The sequence below is a fragment of the Pseudoflavonifractor phocaeensis genome (genome assembly GCF_016901735.1).
GTDB lineage: Bacteria > Bacillota > Clostridia > Oscillospirales > Oscillospiraceae > Pseudoflavonifractor_A.
Genome location: NZ_JACLZC010000036.1, coordinates 13,667 through 28,534, shown reverse-complemented (window position 1 = coordinate 28,534; position 14,868 = coordinate 13,667). Strand labels below are relative to the sequence as shown.

7 protein-coding genes are annotated in these 14,868 nt (G+C 62.9%); 4 read left to right on the top strand and 3 right to left on the bottom strand.

The annotated features are described in order from the left end of the window. The first annotated feature begins 207 nt into the window (after window positions 1–207). Complete coding sequence (locus tag H7U37_RS09070; protein ID WP_204875284.1) at window positions 208–1,704, top strand: M15 family metallopeptidase; 1,497 nt, start codon at window positions 208–210, stop codon at window positions 1,702–1,704. Between the two features lie 70 nt (window positions 1,705–1,774). On the opposite strand, the gene H7U37_RS09065 is transcribed toward H7U37_RS09070, so the two are convergent. The 3 genes from H7U37_RS09065 to pfkB all read right to left on the bottom strand — a co-directional run bounded on the left by H7U37_RS09065 (window position 1,775) and on the right by pfkB (window position 10,006). Next, complete coding sequence (locus H7U37_RS09065) at window positions 1,775–3,013, bottom strand: ROK family protein (protein WP_204875282.1); 1,239 nt, start codon at window positions 3,011–3,013, stop codon at window positions 1,775–1,777. A 150-nt stretch (window positions 3,014–3,163) separates the two neighbouring features. Beyond that, window positions 3,164–8,797, bottom strand: a complete 5,634-nt coding sequence (locus H7U37_RS09060) for a carboxylesterase family protein (RefSeq protein ID WP_204875280.1) — start codon at window positions 8,795–8,797, stop codon at window positions 3,164–3,166. A gap of 303 nt (window positions 8,798–9,100) precedes the next feature. Beyond that, entirely contained in the window at window positions 9,101–10,006 is a 906-nt protein-coding gene (gene pfkB / locus H7U37_RS09055) for a 1-phosphofructokinase (protein WP_204875278.1), read from the bottom strand. Between the two features lie 142 nt (window positions 10,007–10,148). Here pfkB and H7U37_RS09050 point away from each other — a divergent pair, with 142 nt between their 5' ends. From H7U37_RS09050 to H7U37_RS16075, 3 genes are read left to right on the top strand one after another with little or no spacing between them, the layout of a single operon-like run. Further along, the gene (locus tag H7U37_RS09050) at window positions 10,149–11,006 is read left to right on the top strand and encodes a sigma-70 family RNA polymerase sigma factor (RefSeq protein WP_204875276.1); all 858 of its coding nucleotides are present in this window, start codon (window positions 10,149–10,151) and stop codon (window positions 11,004–11,006) included. After that, on the top strand, window positions 10,999–11,577 hold the full coding sequence (locus H7U37_RS16080; RefSeq protein ID WP_204875274.1) for an anti-sigma factor family protein: 579 nt from the start codon (window positions 10,999–11,001) through the stop codon (window positions 11,575–11,577). Before H7U37_RS09050 ends, H7U37_RS16080 begins: the two co-directional genes overlap by 8 nt. Further along, complete coding sequence (locus H7U37_RS16075; protein WP_204875273.1) at window positions 11,558–14,863, top strand: CHAT domain-containing protein; 3,306 nt, start codon at window positions 11,558–11,560, stop codon at window positions 14,861–14,863. Before H7U37_RS16080 ends, H7U37_RS16075 begins: the two co-directional genes overlap by 20 nt. The last annotated feature ends 5 nt before the right edge of the window (window positions 14,864–14,868 follow it).

Genomic DNA, 14,868 nt, shown 5'->3' with positions numbered 1-14,868 from the left:
GACCCAGCCCCGTACCCCCCAGATGCGCTTTACCATCCAGCTCCCCAGAGCCGTCCCGCCGCTGTCCATCCTGCGGCGGTATACCGGGGTATGACCGGCCGTTTTAATGGTTATTTTTTTCTTCTCCTTCCGTGTTCCTCTTGTGTTTTTACCACAAAAAGGATACACTTTTTCCTGACAAATCTGCTGCAAAGGAGAAGAGATTACATGAATCGGAAAAGATGGATCGCACTGGGACTTACGCTGCTCTTCAGCTGCTCCGCCCTGCCGGCCGCCTCCGCCGCCTACGCTGACATGGATTACACTCACTGGGCCTACTCCCTGGTCAATCACGCCGAACGGCTGGGGGTCATTCAGGGGGTGGGCAACAACTGCATGGACCCCTCCGGCACCCTGACCTGGGGGCAGTTCCTTACCCTCCTCTCCCGCACCGTGGCCCATAAGCAGTACGACGCCAACGCCCAGATCTACCCCTGGGATACCGCCGGCTATATGACCGTCCTGGAGGCCGGCCTTCTCTCCGCCGGCGACCAGCTCCTCGTCTCCCCCGACGGGCTGGACCAGCCCATCACCCGGCAGGACGCCGCCCTCCTCCTGGCCGAGGCCATTCCCGACGGAGACGTGCTACACCCGTCCGCCTCCTGGCTGTGGTACGAGGACGACGGAGAACAGCCGGACCCGGAGGACGTTTTCTCCGACTGGGACGAAATGGATGAGGTCCATCAGGACGCGGTGGCCGAGCTCTACCGGCTGAAGATCGTCTCCGGCAAGAGCGACGGCTCCTTCGGCTATGCCGACACCATCCAGCGGGCCGACGGCACCGTCCTCCTCATGCGGATGCTCAATCAGCTGGAAGGCTCCGTCTACGGCGAGGAAACCGACATCACCGTCCATTTTGTGGATGGGAACGGCGCTTCCATCGGTCCGGACTGTCTCGTCTCCGGCCCCATCGGCTACGCCCTGGCCTCCTACGACAGCGAAATCTCCGACGCCATGCCCGACGACTATACCTCCGCCGATACCTCCATCACCTACTTCAGCCTGGCCTCCTCCGACTTTACCGTGGTCTGCCGCCTCAAAACCGAGTTCGAGCGGCAGCAGTCCGCCTTCTGGGACCTGGTTGACCAGGGACTTGCCTCCGAAGAGGACTACTGGAGCCAGGACTTCTGGCTCATCGCCCCCGGCGGCAACAGCGCGAAGCGGACCCTCCTCTTTGACGACTCCGACAAGTCCCGCTTTGCCAACCGGGAAGAGGCCGAGGCCAACATGGTGACCGTCACCGTCCCCGTCTGGCGGCTCTCTAACGGGAAAAAGGTCAGCGGCACCGCCTCCTTCTCCATCCACGCCGACCTGGCCCAGGATGTGACCGAGATTTTTACGGAAATCTACAACGACCCGGAGCAGTTCCCCATCTGTGATGTGGGCGGCTACTCCTGGCGGGGCGACACCGCCACCGGTGAACACAACTGCGGTACCGCCATTGACATCAACTCCAACCAAAACTACCAGGTGCGGGACGGCGCCGCCATGGTGGGTTCCCACTGGACCCCCGGCGCCGATCCTTACTCCATCTCCCCCACCGGTTCCGTGGTGCGCATTTTCACCGAGCACGGGTGGACCTGGGGCGGCACTGCCTGGGCGGACAGCAGCGACGCCTCCTACGGCTATCACGACTATATGCACTTTTCCTATATGGGCGGCTGATCTCCCCCAATCAAACGACCCGGTCTGACGAAACGTACGTCAGACCGGGTCATTTTTGCTCTCTTATGGCTCATCGGGGCATATTGGGAATAAACTCCGAGGGGTTGTCCAGCACCTGTTCCACCGCCAGCATCCCCGCCCCCAGCAAAATGGGGTCCTGCTCCATCTGGTCCAGCTCAATGGACAGATGCTCCCAGATGGTGGGCCGTACCGAGCCGCGGACAAACTCCCGCACCGTCTCCAGCAGCAGTTGGGGCGCCAGCTTGGTCAGCAGGTCGCCGATGATGACTTTGGACGGGTTGCACTGGTTGATGAGATTAACAATCCCCATGGCCAGGTAGCGGCATACCTGCACGAACTCCCGCACCGCCATGGGATCGTTGCGCTGGATGGCCTCTTCAATGTCCTTCCAGGTCAGCCGGCCGGAGCAGGGCTGGAGACAGCTGGCCTCGCCGGCGTTGAGGCGGCTTTGCAGATTGCGCTCCAGCACGATGGCCGAGCAGTAGCACTCCAGACAGCCCCGGTTGCCGCACTCGCATTTGGGCCCGTCGTAGCAAATGGAGGTGTGGCCGATCTCCCCGGCGATGCCCAGACTGCCGGTGAGCAGCCGTCCGTGGGAGACGATGCCCGAGCCGATGCCGTAGCCGGCGATCACATACACCAGGTCGGACGCCCCCGGCTGGTTGCCCTCCTTCCAGAGATAGGCCGCCGCCGCCGCGTTGGCGTCGTTTCCGATGAAAACCGGGATGTTCCCCAGCTTTTTCAGCTCCTTCATCAGATGGACGCCCTCCCAGCCCACCAGGTTGGTGACGAAAATGATCTCCTCATTCACCCGCTTGAAGGGGCCCGGCACCGTCATGCCCACTGCCAGCACCTGGCACTCGGGGTGCCGGTCGATCATCTGGGCAATATACGTCCGAAGATTGGAGATGGTGACCGCCGCGTCCTCCTGCCGGGTAATGGGGAACCACTCCTGCTCATAGCACTGGCCGGAAAGGCCCATGAGCATCACCCAGCACTTGCGCCGGGAGACTTTTACCGCAATGACCCGGTATTGTTCGCCGTTAATGGCAATTCCAATGGAACGCCGTCCCTTTTCTCCCTCCATCAGCCCCTGCTCCACCACCAGTCCGCACTGGATACAATCCCGTATAATATTGGAAATGGTGGGCCGCTGCAAACCGGACAGCTTGGCCAGCTTGGCCCGGGAACATACCCCTTCCTTCCAAAGCATCCGCAAAACAAGCCGGAGGTTCATCTGCTGCTGCATGGCCTGATTGATGCCGTTATGCACGCTCGCCTGTTCCATGATGTACACAGCTCCCTTACGCCATCTCCGCAGAGATGACTGTTTCTCTCAATTTTATAGCATATCATACTTTTCTTTATATTGCACCCCATAAAATAGAGAAAAGCCCCCGCGCAGAGGCGGTACTCTGCGCGGGGGCCAGAGAGGGGGTTACATCTTGGACATTCTCAGGAACATGGTGGCGATTTCCCCCCGGGTCGCGGTACGGGTGGGCATCAGCCGGCCGTCATCCTGGCCGCGGAGCACGCCCTGAGCCACCGCCCAGTTCATGCCGTCCTTGGCCCAGTCGGAGACCTGTCCGCCGTCCGGGAAGGAGGCGATCCCGTTGCTGACGGGCTTCGCAGCCTCGCTGTACCGGTAGAGCACCACGGCCAGAGTCTCACGGGTCACAAGGCCGTCGGGATTGAAGTGCTGGGCGTCCACGCCCTGGAACACGCCCTCCGCCTTGGCCCAGGTCACCGCGTCGGTATACCACTGGTTCTTGGGCACATCCACAAAGCCGGAGGAACCGGTCACCTCGGGCTCGCCCGCCATGCGGTAGAGCACCGTCACCAGCATGGAGCGGGTCATGTCCGCGTCCGGCGAGAAGGTGGTGGCGCTGGTGCCGTTCATCAGGCCCTCTTCCAGCATATAGGTGATGCCGTCGATGGCCCAGTGATCGTCGGGCAGGTCGTTGAAGCTGTCAGGCGTGGGGTTGAGCGGCACGTCCGGATCGTCCAGATCGGCGTCGTCGTCCTTGTCGTTCCGGTCGGACTCCCAGCCGGTGATGACGCGGCTTCCCACCCGGTCAGGGTCATAGACGATGCTGGCGGTGCCGTAAGTGGCGATCTTGGCGTCGGCCACGTTGCCCCGCAGGTACTGCACCCCTTCCAGGGAGCCGTCCACGATGCCCTTGGCACACGCCAGAATGTCGCGGACGTACTGGTCGGTGAGGGGATAGCGGTTTTGCATGTGGCCGCCGTAGACGGTCAGGTCCAGACCCTTGACCGCGGCATTGAGATGCTCCAGGGCGTTCACATACTCGGCGATGGTGGTCACGCCGATCTGCATCCAGACATAGCCGGTGCCGATGGCGTCGCCGGTGAAGAGCTTGCTGTTATCCACCAGATAGACCACCGAGCCGGCGGTATGGCCGGGGACGTCGATGACCTTCACGGTGTGCTTGCCGTAGGGGATGGTGTCGCCGTCCTGGACGGTGACCAGCTTGGAGGCGTCGTCGCCCAGCATCTTGCGGACGCTCTCGCTGTCGTCGGCGCCGATGTAGACCTTTTCCACATTGTCCTTGCCCACAAAGTCCCCCACTCTGGCGATGTGGTCGCCGTGGTTATGGGTGAGGACCAGGTCGATCCTGGCGGTCTCGGGGTTGTCGATGACGTTGGCCATGAGATAGTCATAGAGGTTGCCGCTGCCCATGCCGGTGTCGATGACCAGGACCTCGTCGCCCTCCTGGAGCACCCAGATGGGGTCCACGTGCCAGTCCAGCACCCGCTTGACGCCGCCGCCCAGGTCGGTGACGGTGTAAGTCAGGGCCGCGTTGGCGGTGCCGTGGCCGTTGCGCTCCTGGTCCTGCTCAAAGAGCCAGTTGTAGATCTCCTCGTCCTCGTAGACCTTCTCCCAGGAGTGGTGGGGGTTGGGGGTCACGGAGCCGGGCAGGTACTCGTAGTACTTGACGGTCTTGTTGCCGGTTGCCTGGAGGGCTGCCACTGCTTTGGCCGTACCCTCAGCCAGAACGGCGCTGTCATCGGCGGCCACAGCCGTCCAGATGGGCAGGTACTGGAGGGGAACGAAGCCGGCGTTGTCGTTGGCAAAGTAGTCCTCATTCACCACATAGCCGCAGATGGGAATGGCGGCGGCGAAGAAGGTGGGATTCTCCAGAATCATCTGCCAGGTGCCCATGCCGCCCATGGACATACCCTGCACATAGATGCGGTCCATGTCCACGTTGGGATGCTTGGCGATGAAGTCGTCCAGCAGGGCCTTGACCGCCTTGGTGTCCCAACCGAAGGCCATGTCGTTGCCGCGCTGAGGGGCCACCACATAGACGGGGTTGCGGGCCAGATGGTCGCTCTCCACCCAGACAGTGGCGCCCTTGTTGGCGATGAGCTGAGAGGTGTTGTTGTTGCCGCTCTCGCCCGCGCCGTGGAGGAAGAGGACCAGCGGATAGGAGCCGTTGGCGTCAAACCCGTTTTCGGTGGGGTCAAAGTAGCGGTAATCCACGTCGATGGTGTCGGAATAGGTGTAGCTGGCCTTTTCGAACTTGTCCACGATGGCGTCCCGCATGGCCTGGACGGTCCAGCTCTTGTCGCCCTGCTTGACAGTGTAGGACAGGGCATAGCGCACCGTGCCGGTGGAAGCGGTGTAGTAGCAGGCGCCGGCATTGGCGTCATCGAGGGACAGGGCCAGGGTAACCACGTTGCCGTCCACGGTGACGCCGGTGACGGTGCGCTCGGCCTTGTCGCTCAGCTCGGCGGTGACGGCGCTGCGGTTGGCGGTGACGGTAAAGTCACCCTTGGCGGCGGCCTGGGCTTCCTCCGCGGTGGCGAAGGTCAGTTCGATGCTGACCACCTTCTGGCCGGTGGTCTCCACCTGGGCGTTCATGACGGCGTAGGTGGTGGCGTCGTTGAAGTAGATGTTGGCGTTGCCGACGGTGGCGTAGCTGCCGTTGCGGCGGGTGTAGACGCCGGGGGTAATGGTGCCGTTCACCGTACCCTCGGCACACTTGGCCATGTTGTCGATGTAGGCGCTGGTGAAGGGGGTGTAGTTCTCGGCATGGCCGGTGTAGATGATGAACTCGGCGCCCGCGGCTTCACGGGCCTTCACTTCCTCGTTGAAGCGCTGGATGTAGGGCAGATACTCCTCCACCGAGGTGGCGGTCATCCACACGTCGCCCGAGCCGATGGCGTCGCCGGTGAAGATGTATTTGTCGGCGTAGAAGAATACCACGGAGCCCTGGGTATGGCCGAGCACTTCATAGACCTCCAGATCATAGCCGCCGGTGGGGATGGTGTCCCCTTCCTTGATGTAGGAAACCTTGGCCAGGTCGATGTAGTCGGCCTTCACAACGCTGGGGGCGTCCAGCTCGTGAATATAGAGCTTGCCCAGCTTGCCGGAAGCCGCCAGAGAGGGCAGACCCATGGTGTGGTCGCCGTGGTTGTGGGTGAGCACCACGTCGATGGTCTGGCTCTCGTCCACCAGATCCTGGTCCAGCAGGAACTGATAGAGGTCCGCCTTGCCGTAGCCGCCCATGGCGGTATCGATGAGGACGGCGTTCTTGGTCTTGTCAGGGTTGATGACATAGATCTTGCCCAGCTCATAGTCCCACACGGAGGTGATGCCCAGCTCGGGATCCACCGTCTCGGTGGTGAAGGTCATGGAGGGGTCGATGGTCCCGTTCTGGGTCTTGGCCAGGGACTGGGCAAAGAGCCAGTTGTAGGGCGTGCCGATGCCGTACACCCGGTCAGCCAGGTCCCAATGGGCGTCGGGGGTGATGGAACCGGCGGAGTAGACCTCGTACTTGGCGCAGGCGCTGCCGGCAGCCTTCAGCGCGGCGATCATACCGCTGGTGTTGGACTCCGGCGTGGTCTTGTCGTCGGCCGCGTGGAAGGCCCAGATGGGCTGATTCTTCAGGGCGGCCAGCTTGTCGGTGTCGGCCAGCAGCGCGTCGGAAACGGTACCGCAGATGGGCATGGCGGCGGCGAAGAAGTTGGGATAGGCCGCGATCATCTCCCAGACGGCGGTGCCGCCCATGGACATACCCTGAACATAGATGCGGTTTTCATCCACGTTGGGATGCGTGGCGATGAAGTCATCCAGCAGAGCCTTGACCTGGGCCACATCCCAGCCGTCGGCGTCGGCATTCTGAGGCGCCAGGACGTAGGCGGGATTCTTGGCCTGGTTGGCGGACTCGGCCCACAGGGTGGCGCCCTTGTTCTCCAGCTGGGCCTGGTTGTCGGTGCCCGCTTCCTTCTCGCTGTGGAGGAAGAGCACCAGCGGATAGGAGCCGCCGGCATCCGCCTGGGCAGGCTCGAAGTAACGGTAGTTCATGCCGTCATAGGCGCCGGCCTGGAAGCCCTTGGCCACAGCGGCGCTGCCGCCGATGTCCTCATCGGTCAGGTTCTGGTTCTTCATCTCGGCGGCCATGTAGAGCGCGTCCCTGCCGTTGGGCAGTTCGGTGCGGAAGGTGGCCTTGCCGTCGGCAAAGTGCATGAAACCGCCGTTGTTCGCATAGGTGCAGGGCTCCCAGCCGTTGCCCGGGTCACCGGTCTTGACGAAGTTGGCCCAGCAGTCGGACATCACATCGGCCAGGGCGTGGTCGGCCGCGGTCCAGGCCCGCTGACCGGCGATGTCGTCCCGCATGGAGTCGAACATGTACCACAGGTCAGAGGAGTGGAAGGCGCCGTAAAAACTCTCATCCCAGGTGACGATCTCATTGTCATCGTGGGCCGGGAGCATCTGATTGAAATAATAGATGTAGGCGCTGTCCAGATTCTGGACGCCGGAGGCCACGGTCTTGAGGGTGTTGATCCGGTTGCGGACCAGCCACTCCTCGCCGCCGATGCGCATATTCATGCGGTAGGCCTCGGTGGCGTCGTCCATGTCGGGATCGGTCATGGCAAAGAGGGCGTCGGCGTCATAGGCGTCATAGAGGTCGCCCCACTTGGCCTTCAGATCGGCATAGAATTTGTCCGTATCCAGCGTGCCGGTGGGCGTGCCGCCCAGAGAGGTCATCTCATCGGAGCAGTTGCCCATCATCACGTCGATGCCGGTGAAGTCAGGCGCGCCGGTCCGGAAGGTCTTGCCGTCGTCCTTGTTGCCCCGGCAGGCATTCCAGAGGGTGCTGTACACCGCCGGGTTCATCAGGTCCTCCGCCGGCAGGGCGCGCAGCTCCTCCAGGGTCATCTCCTTGCCGAAGGCGGTGGTGATGGCGGCTTTGGTCTTGGCCTCGGCATCGGCCAGCGGGGTCAGGCTGGGCGCGGCCAGACTGCCGCTGCTCTGCATGATGACCCGGTCATAGAGGCCGTCCGCCGCAGGCATGGACAGCAGGGCCGCCGTGTTGCTGGCGCCGGCGGACTGTCCGGCCACCGTCACCGCGTCGGGATTGCCGCCAAAGGCCTTGATGTTGTCCCGTACCCACTCCAGGGACTTGACAATATCCAGCATGGCGTAGTTGCCCGAGGTGCCACTCTCCTCGGTGAGCTCCGGCAGAGCCAGGAAGCCGAAGATATTCACCCGGTACTGGACCTCCACCACGATGATGCCGCGGTTGGCCAGCTCGGCGGCGTTGAACTCCATCTCGGAGGCATAGCCGTGGTCGTTGGCGCCGCCGTGAATCCACACCAGGACGGGATAGCTGCCCTTGGGATCGGCCAGATCCTTCTCCGGGGTGTAGAGGTTCAGATACAGGCAGTCCTCATTGGCCTGGGGCAGATAGTCCTGATCGTAGTAGAACTCGCTGACCCAGAAGGGATCGGTCTGCTCGTTCTGCATGGCGGTATTGGGCCAGGTGTCACAGGCGCGGACACCCTCCCAGGCCACCACGTCCTGCGGGGCCTTCCACCGCAGCTCGCCCACCGGCGGCGCCGCGTAGGGGATGCCCTTAAAGACCGTGACGCCGTCCACATCGGCGGAAACGCCGGTGATCTGTCCGCCTTCCACGGTCACAGCAGGGCTGACCCGCGCCGGTCCCGCCGCCAGCGCGGCGCCGGGCAGCAGACCCATCAACATGGCTAAGGTGAGTAAAAAGGTCAGTATACTGCGCAGCATCCGTTTTCTTACCTGTTTCATGTAAGTTTTCCGCCTCCTTAATTTCAATCATTTTGTGGTCATTCTTCCGCACGTTCCGATGGTTTTGTCCTCCCCCCTCTCCTTAGTTATTTATTATCTGGATTATCTAATTACTATGATACCGGCTTCTCTGTCCGCCGTCAATTCACAGAACCACGTTTTTTACCTTAAATCTTTGTATAATTCTCCTAATTTTATTAACATTTTCTTACTATGTATTGTTTGTTTTTATATATTTTCCATTAAAAAAACAGGAGAACCGTCACAGCTCTCCTGTTTCCCTCCGGCTTCGCTCCCGCCGCGCTACGGAAGCTCCGCCAGCAGCGCGGCGACATCCCTGGCTGACGGAAGCCCGGTGGAAAAGGCCGCGGCCGACCCGGCCGCCACCCCCCATCTGTGGGCCTGGTCATAGTCCCCGGTCCGCTGCCAGCCGGCCAAAAATCCCGCCACCATGGCGTCCCCGGCCCCCACCGAGTTGCGCACCGTTCCCCGCGGCGCACCCCGGCGGTGCAGTCCTCCCGCCTCGTCCAGCAGCAGGGACCCCTCCCCCGCCAGGGAGACCAGCACGCTGCGCGCTCCCTTCTCCCGGAGCCAGTACGCCCCCCGGACCAGCGCCGCCTCGTCGGACAGCGTCTCCCCCATCAGCTCCTCCAGCTCCTGCCGGTTGGGCTTGACCAGGAAAGGCCTGTACCGCAGCGCCTCCAGCAGCAGCGGACCGGAGGCGTCCACCACCGCCTCCACCCCCCGGCCCGCCAGCAGAGCCAGCAGCCGGCCATAGCAGTCCGACGGCACACCGGAGGGCGCCGAACCGGACAGCACCAGTACGTCCCCCCGCTTCAGCCCCAGAAGCCGGGCCTCCAGCGCCGACCACGCTCCTTCGTCCACCACCGGCCCGCTGTCGTTGATCTCGCTCTCCTTTTCCGCTTTGATTTTTATGTTGATGCGGGTAAGACCGTGGGTTAAAACAATAAAGTCGGTCCTGATCCCCTGTCCCGCCAGCGCCTCCTCCAGCGCCCGGCCGGTAAAGCCCCCCACAAAGCCCAGCGCCGTACTCTCCACGCCCAGTCGGTGGAGCACCGTGGTCACATTGATGCCCTTTCCCCCCGGCTGTACCTCCGACGCCGACGCCCGGTTCAGCGCCCCCACCCGCAGACAGTCCAGCGCCACCACATAGTCCAGCGCCGGATTGCAGGTCACCGTATAGATCATCCTCGCTTCCCCCTTTTTCCATATTCCTCTCCACTTTAACATAATCTCCCTCTGAAATACAAGAAGGCTCTTGCATTTTGACAAAAACCTAATTATAATGAAAAAGACTCCCTCAAAACATCCGTTTGTGGAAAAGGCGGTGATGATACGGATGGAATTCGGTTCTGAAACTTTTTTTGAGCGGCTGCGGCAGGGTGTGTCTGCGGGCGACCCCGACGTTTACCTGGAGCTGGACCAGGCGGTGGAACGCTCGGTGCGCGCAACGGTGGCCAACAAGATCCCCCTCTCGGAACGGGAGGACGTAATGCAGGAAATCAAGCTGACGGTATACCGCAAACTGGTGAGTTTCCTCAAGCGCTCTGCGGAATATTCCCCGGCCCAGCGCAACGCCTGGCTCCGGGCGGTAGCCAAGTCCAGAATCAACGACTATTACCGCAAGAATTACCTCCGTCTCTCACCGGAGGAAGAGGAGGAGTGGCGCTCTGTATTCCACATTTCGGAGGAGGAACAGTGGCGGCCAAAATTCCCCCCTTTGGATGAGGAAGATGTGGTCAACATCGCCGATCCCTCCACGCCGGAGGAAAACCTCCTGTCCAAGCTGCGCAATCAGGAGGATCAAAACCGCTGTGACCAGCTCATCGCCTATGTCTGCGGGCTCAGGCTTCCGCCGGAGCGCATTGTGGCCTTCTTCTATAACGTCATCCTCGTCCCCCTCTCCGCCAACGACGGGCGCAAAAAGGGCGACCCCACCCAAATCGCCGACATGCTCGCCGGCCGTCCCCTGGAGGAGCTGGTCCGCCAGATGAAGCGGGACCTCTCCCACCTCTTTGGGCGCAGGTTCCCCGACTGGGTCTTTTCTCCCCTGGAGGAAAAGCTCAGCGGCGCGCAAGGGCAGGTATTCCATATGAACAAGCGGGAAATCTCCGTGGTCTCCTCCCGCACCCGCGTTTCCCTGTGCAAAAATCGCGAAAAGATCCTGGGAGGTATCTGTGATGAGTGAACATCTGACGCTGGAGGAGCTGTCTGATTTCCTCGCGGACAATCAGACCGGTCAGGCCGCGCGTCTGCGTGCCGCCCGGATCAACGCCCATCTTTTTCAGTGCCCCAGCTGCTATCAGCTCTATGAGCGCCTGTGCGAGCTGCAGGAGGCCGCACAGCAAGCCGCGCTGTCCCAGTCGGAACGCCTGCCCGCCCGGCTGGCCCGGAGCGCCGCGCGCTTCCGCCTCCGCCTGCAGTCCGCCGCCCGGCAGCTCCTGCTGGACAGCGCCCAGTTCGGCGGCTGCGATTTCGATTACCCTCTGGCCGTCGGCGCCCGCTCCGCGGGTGGGAGCGGCGTCCAGCGGGACACCCTGATCGACAACGAGAACAGCTATAACCAGCTCTCCATACGGGACGGCGTCCTCTCCCTCCGCCTGGACGCCGAGGACCTGCCCCAGACCCAGCCGCTGGCTGTGCTGCTGGACCAGGACGGAGCGCTGGTGGACTGCCAGGCCATGACCCTGGACGGACCGGTGTGGACCGCCCGGCTGGACGCCTCGGGAGACGGCAGCTATGAACTCGCCATTCTCTGACCGGGCGGAATTGGAACGCCTCCGGGAGGAGGCCCGCCTGGCGGGCAATGAGGTGGCCGCGCTGCTCTATCAGCTCCACCTGACGCGGGAGGCGCCGGACGACGACGGCCTGCTTTTGCTCTGGCAGCTCCTTCCGGACGACCTCTGGGTCCCGCCCCACGCCCTCTCCTATGCCCGTGCCCTTCGGGATCTGTTCGGAACAGTCCCCCTGTCCGACGTTACTCCCTATTCCCACTATACCAAAGACGCCCTGACCCTGATCGCCCTCCTCCTGCGGGAGGAGGGCGTCCGCTTTTCCCCCGAAAGCGCCCAGTCCCTTCTGGGACGGATCAACCACTATTTCTACGACTTACGGGGCAACGAAAACCACTGCGCCGACCTGCTGCTCCTCTATGAAATCGTCCAGTGCTGGCCCGACGACGCCCGGCGGATCACCGTGCTCTATGAACGGAACCTGTCCGCCTGTCTGGACCCTCTGGCGGCTTTGGACTTTCCCTCCTTTACCGACCTTCTGATGGTGGTGGGCAAGGCCTATATCCGGCTGGGACAGGACTCCGCCCCCAGCGGCATTGCCATGCTGAACCGCTGCATCGCCCTGCGGCAGGAACACTATCCCGACGGCAGCCTCCTGCTCATCGTGCCACGCTGGCACCTGATGGACGGTCTGCGCCTCCTGGGACGGAGCGACGAGGCCCTCCAGATGGGCGCGTCGCTCCTCTCCCAGCCGGAAACCGATGAAAACCGCTCCGTGCTCTGCTATGCCTTTCTGCTGAACGCCGACGTTCATCTCGATCTGCTGGAGAGCGCCGGGGTGGAGGAGATCCTGGACCGGGCCCAGGCCCTCTATGATCGCCTGGAGCCCGGCGAGGACGAGGATCAGCTCCTCCTCTTCCATCTCCACACCTGCCTGGTGCGCTACTACCTGCTCAATACTACCGGCTCCTCCGATCTCAACCGGCTGGAATATCACGCCCAGCAGGCCTATCTCCTCTCCCATCAGCACGATTACGGCCCGGAAAATACCCTCATCGCCATCAACAACCTGCTCACCCCTCTGTCCAACGCCTCCCGGGCCGCGGATGCCTCCGCCCTCTTTCAGGAGGGACTGGCGCTCATCGCCCAGTACGGCATGGAGCAGTCCCGCTCCGCCGCGTTTCTCCACACCTCGGCCCAGATGCTGGGCCTGGAGTCGCCAGACTCCGGCCAGACCCCCTTCCCTCCCGTGGGACCGGGCAACGGCGACCCGGTGCTCTCCTTCTGGCACTTCTTCAATCAGGCCTGGGACCTCCTTCAGCCCCGGTTCTGCCCCCGTCCAAAGCTGGCGCAGGCCGCCTCCCTGGTGAGCTGGTGCGAGCAGCTGCTGGGCAGCTTCTGCCGGGAGGTCAACGCCCCCTCCATCAGCCTCAAACGGCTGCGCGCCCTCCTGTGCCTCCGGCAGGGCGACCGGGACATGGCCCGCTATTGGATCTCCTCCGCCCTGGAGAACGCCCGGGCCAATCCCCAGCTCCACCCCCTGGGTATGCTCTTTTCCTTCGCCATCTCCTCCCTCTCCCTCCTGACGGAGCTGCTGAACGGCGCGGAGCTGAAGGGCCTGCTGGACGAGCTGTGCGCCTCCATGCCCCAGCGCATCCAGCGCATCCTCTCCCACCGGGACGAGGAATACATCCTCCAGGCCCTCTGGTCCAATACCGTCGTCATCAATCTGATCCTCTCCCTCTCCGAGCAGCACCTTCTCTCCTACGGCGTGGAGGAGCTCTATGAGCTGATCCTCAACGGCAAGTCCATCTATTCCCGCCTGCTGCGCATCAACCGGAACATCAGGGCCGAGAATCCCGGCCACGAGGAGGTTTATCGCCAGATCGACGACCTGCGGGCGCAGATTATGGCGGAAAAAACCTCGGAGGTGCTGCGGGGAGTCAGCTGGGACGTGTCCGGCCTGGAGCAGAAAAAGCGCCTGCTGGAGCTCTCCCTGGAGGAGGACCTGCCCGGCGCCTTCCAGTGGCTCTCCTGCCGTGACGTGCTCCGCCAGCTGCCAGAGGACGGGGTGTTCATCGACTATTACGCCTATCCGGCCAACCGCACGGGAGATTTGGTGGAGGGCGACCTGCGCTACGCCGTCTTTGTGGCCCATCGCTCCCACGGACAGCTCCAGCTCCGCCGGCTGCCCAGCCTCAACTTTTTGCAGATCCGGTGGTACCTCCTCCTCCTCACCGCCGAGGCCAGAGCCAGCCGCCTGCGCACCCTGGCTCTGGGCATGGGAAAAATCGGCCAGACCGTCCTTTACCGCCTGCTGTTCCAGCCGGTGGCGCCGCTGATCCAGCCCCACGTCCGCACCATCTTCCTCTCGCCCGACGGCGACCTGGCCAAGCTGCCCTTCGGCCTGCTGGGTCCGGACGCTGACCACCGTCTCTGTGAGCGGTATACCTTCGTCTACCTGGAGAGCGCACGGGACCTGAAGCCGGACACCGTCATCCACATCCAGGGCCGGGAGGCGCTGGTGATGGGCAACCCCGATTTCTCCCTCACCCCGGTGGACCCGGACGCCGTCCCGCCGAACCTCTCCAAACGGCTGGTGACCAAGATCCCCCTGACCAAAATCGAGGCCCAGCTGGTAGCCGAAAAGACCGGCGCAAAGCCGCTCCTCCGCCGGGCGGCCAGCAAGGGGGCCCTGCAAGACTGTAAAGCTTCTATCCTTCATATCGCTACCCACGGGGCCTTTTATACCGACGGCGACGAGGACAGCGGCCTGGCCTCCCTCTCCTCTCCCCTGTCCCGGGCCTGCCTCTACTTCGCCGGAGCCAACGACTGGCTCATCACCGGCCGGGAGGACCCGGAGCTGGGCAACGGCGTGCTCACCGCCGAGGAGCTGTGCCACTACCGCATGGAGCCGCCGGAGCTGGTGGTGCTGTCGGCCTGCTTTTCCGGCACGGGCGATATGCGCCAGGGCAACGGCATCGTGGGCTTGCAGACCGCCTTCAAGGTGCTGCGCGCCAAGGTCATGCTTTTGTCCATCTGGGAGGCAAATGATTTTGCCTCCGCCGTGCTCATGGACCGGTTTTACGACAACCTCACCCAAATGCCCGCCGCCCAGGCTCTGCGGGAGGCCCAGGCCTATCTGCGCACCGTCACCATCGCCCAGCTGGGGGACGGCCAGTGGTTTGACGAGCGCCGCTTCCGCCGCATCGGCCTGGTGGCGGAGGATATGCGCCGTATGTCCCAAAATCCACCCAACTTCCGCCCCTTCTCCCACATCCGCTACTGGGGCGGCTACATCCTCTACGAATGAGGCCC

What these genes read in the sequence shown, in the direction of transcription:
- H7U37_RS16075 (WP_204875273.1), top strand. Translation starts at nt 11,558, where the DNA reads ATGAACTCGCCATTCTCTGACCGGGCGGAATTGGAACGCCTCCGGGAG.
- H7U37_RS16080 (WP_204875274.1), top strand. Translation starts at nt 10,999, where the DNA reads ATGAGTGAACATCTGACGCTGGAGGAGCTGTCTGATTTCCTCGCGGAC.
- H7U37_RS09060 (WP_204875280.1), bottom strand. Translation starts at nt 8,797, where the DNA reads ATGAAACAGGTAAGAAAACGGATGCTGCGCAGTATACTGACCTTTTTA.
- H7U37_RS09070 (WP_204875284.1), top strand. Translation starts at nt 208, where the DNA reads ATGAATCGGAAAAGATGGATCGCACTGGGACTTACGCTGCTCTTCAGC.
- H7U37_RS09065 (WP_204875282.1), bottom strand. Translation starts at nt 3,013, where the DNA reads ATGGAACAGGCGAGCGTGCATAACGGCATCAATCAGGCCATGCAGCAG.
- pfkB (WP_204875278.1), bottom strand. Translation starts at nt 10,006, where the DNA reads ATGATCTATACGGTGACCTGCAATCCGGCGCTGGACTATGTGGTGGCG.
- H7U37_RS09050 (WP_204875276.1), top strand. Translation starts at nt 10,149, where the DNA reads ATGATACGGATGGAATTCGGTTCTGAAACTTTTTTTGAGCGGCTGCGG.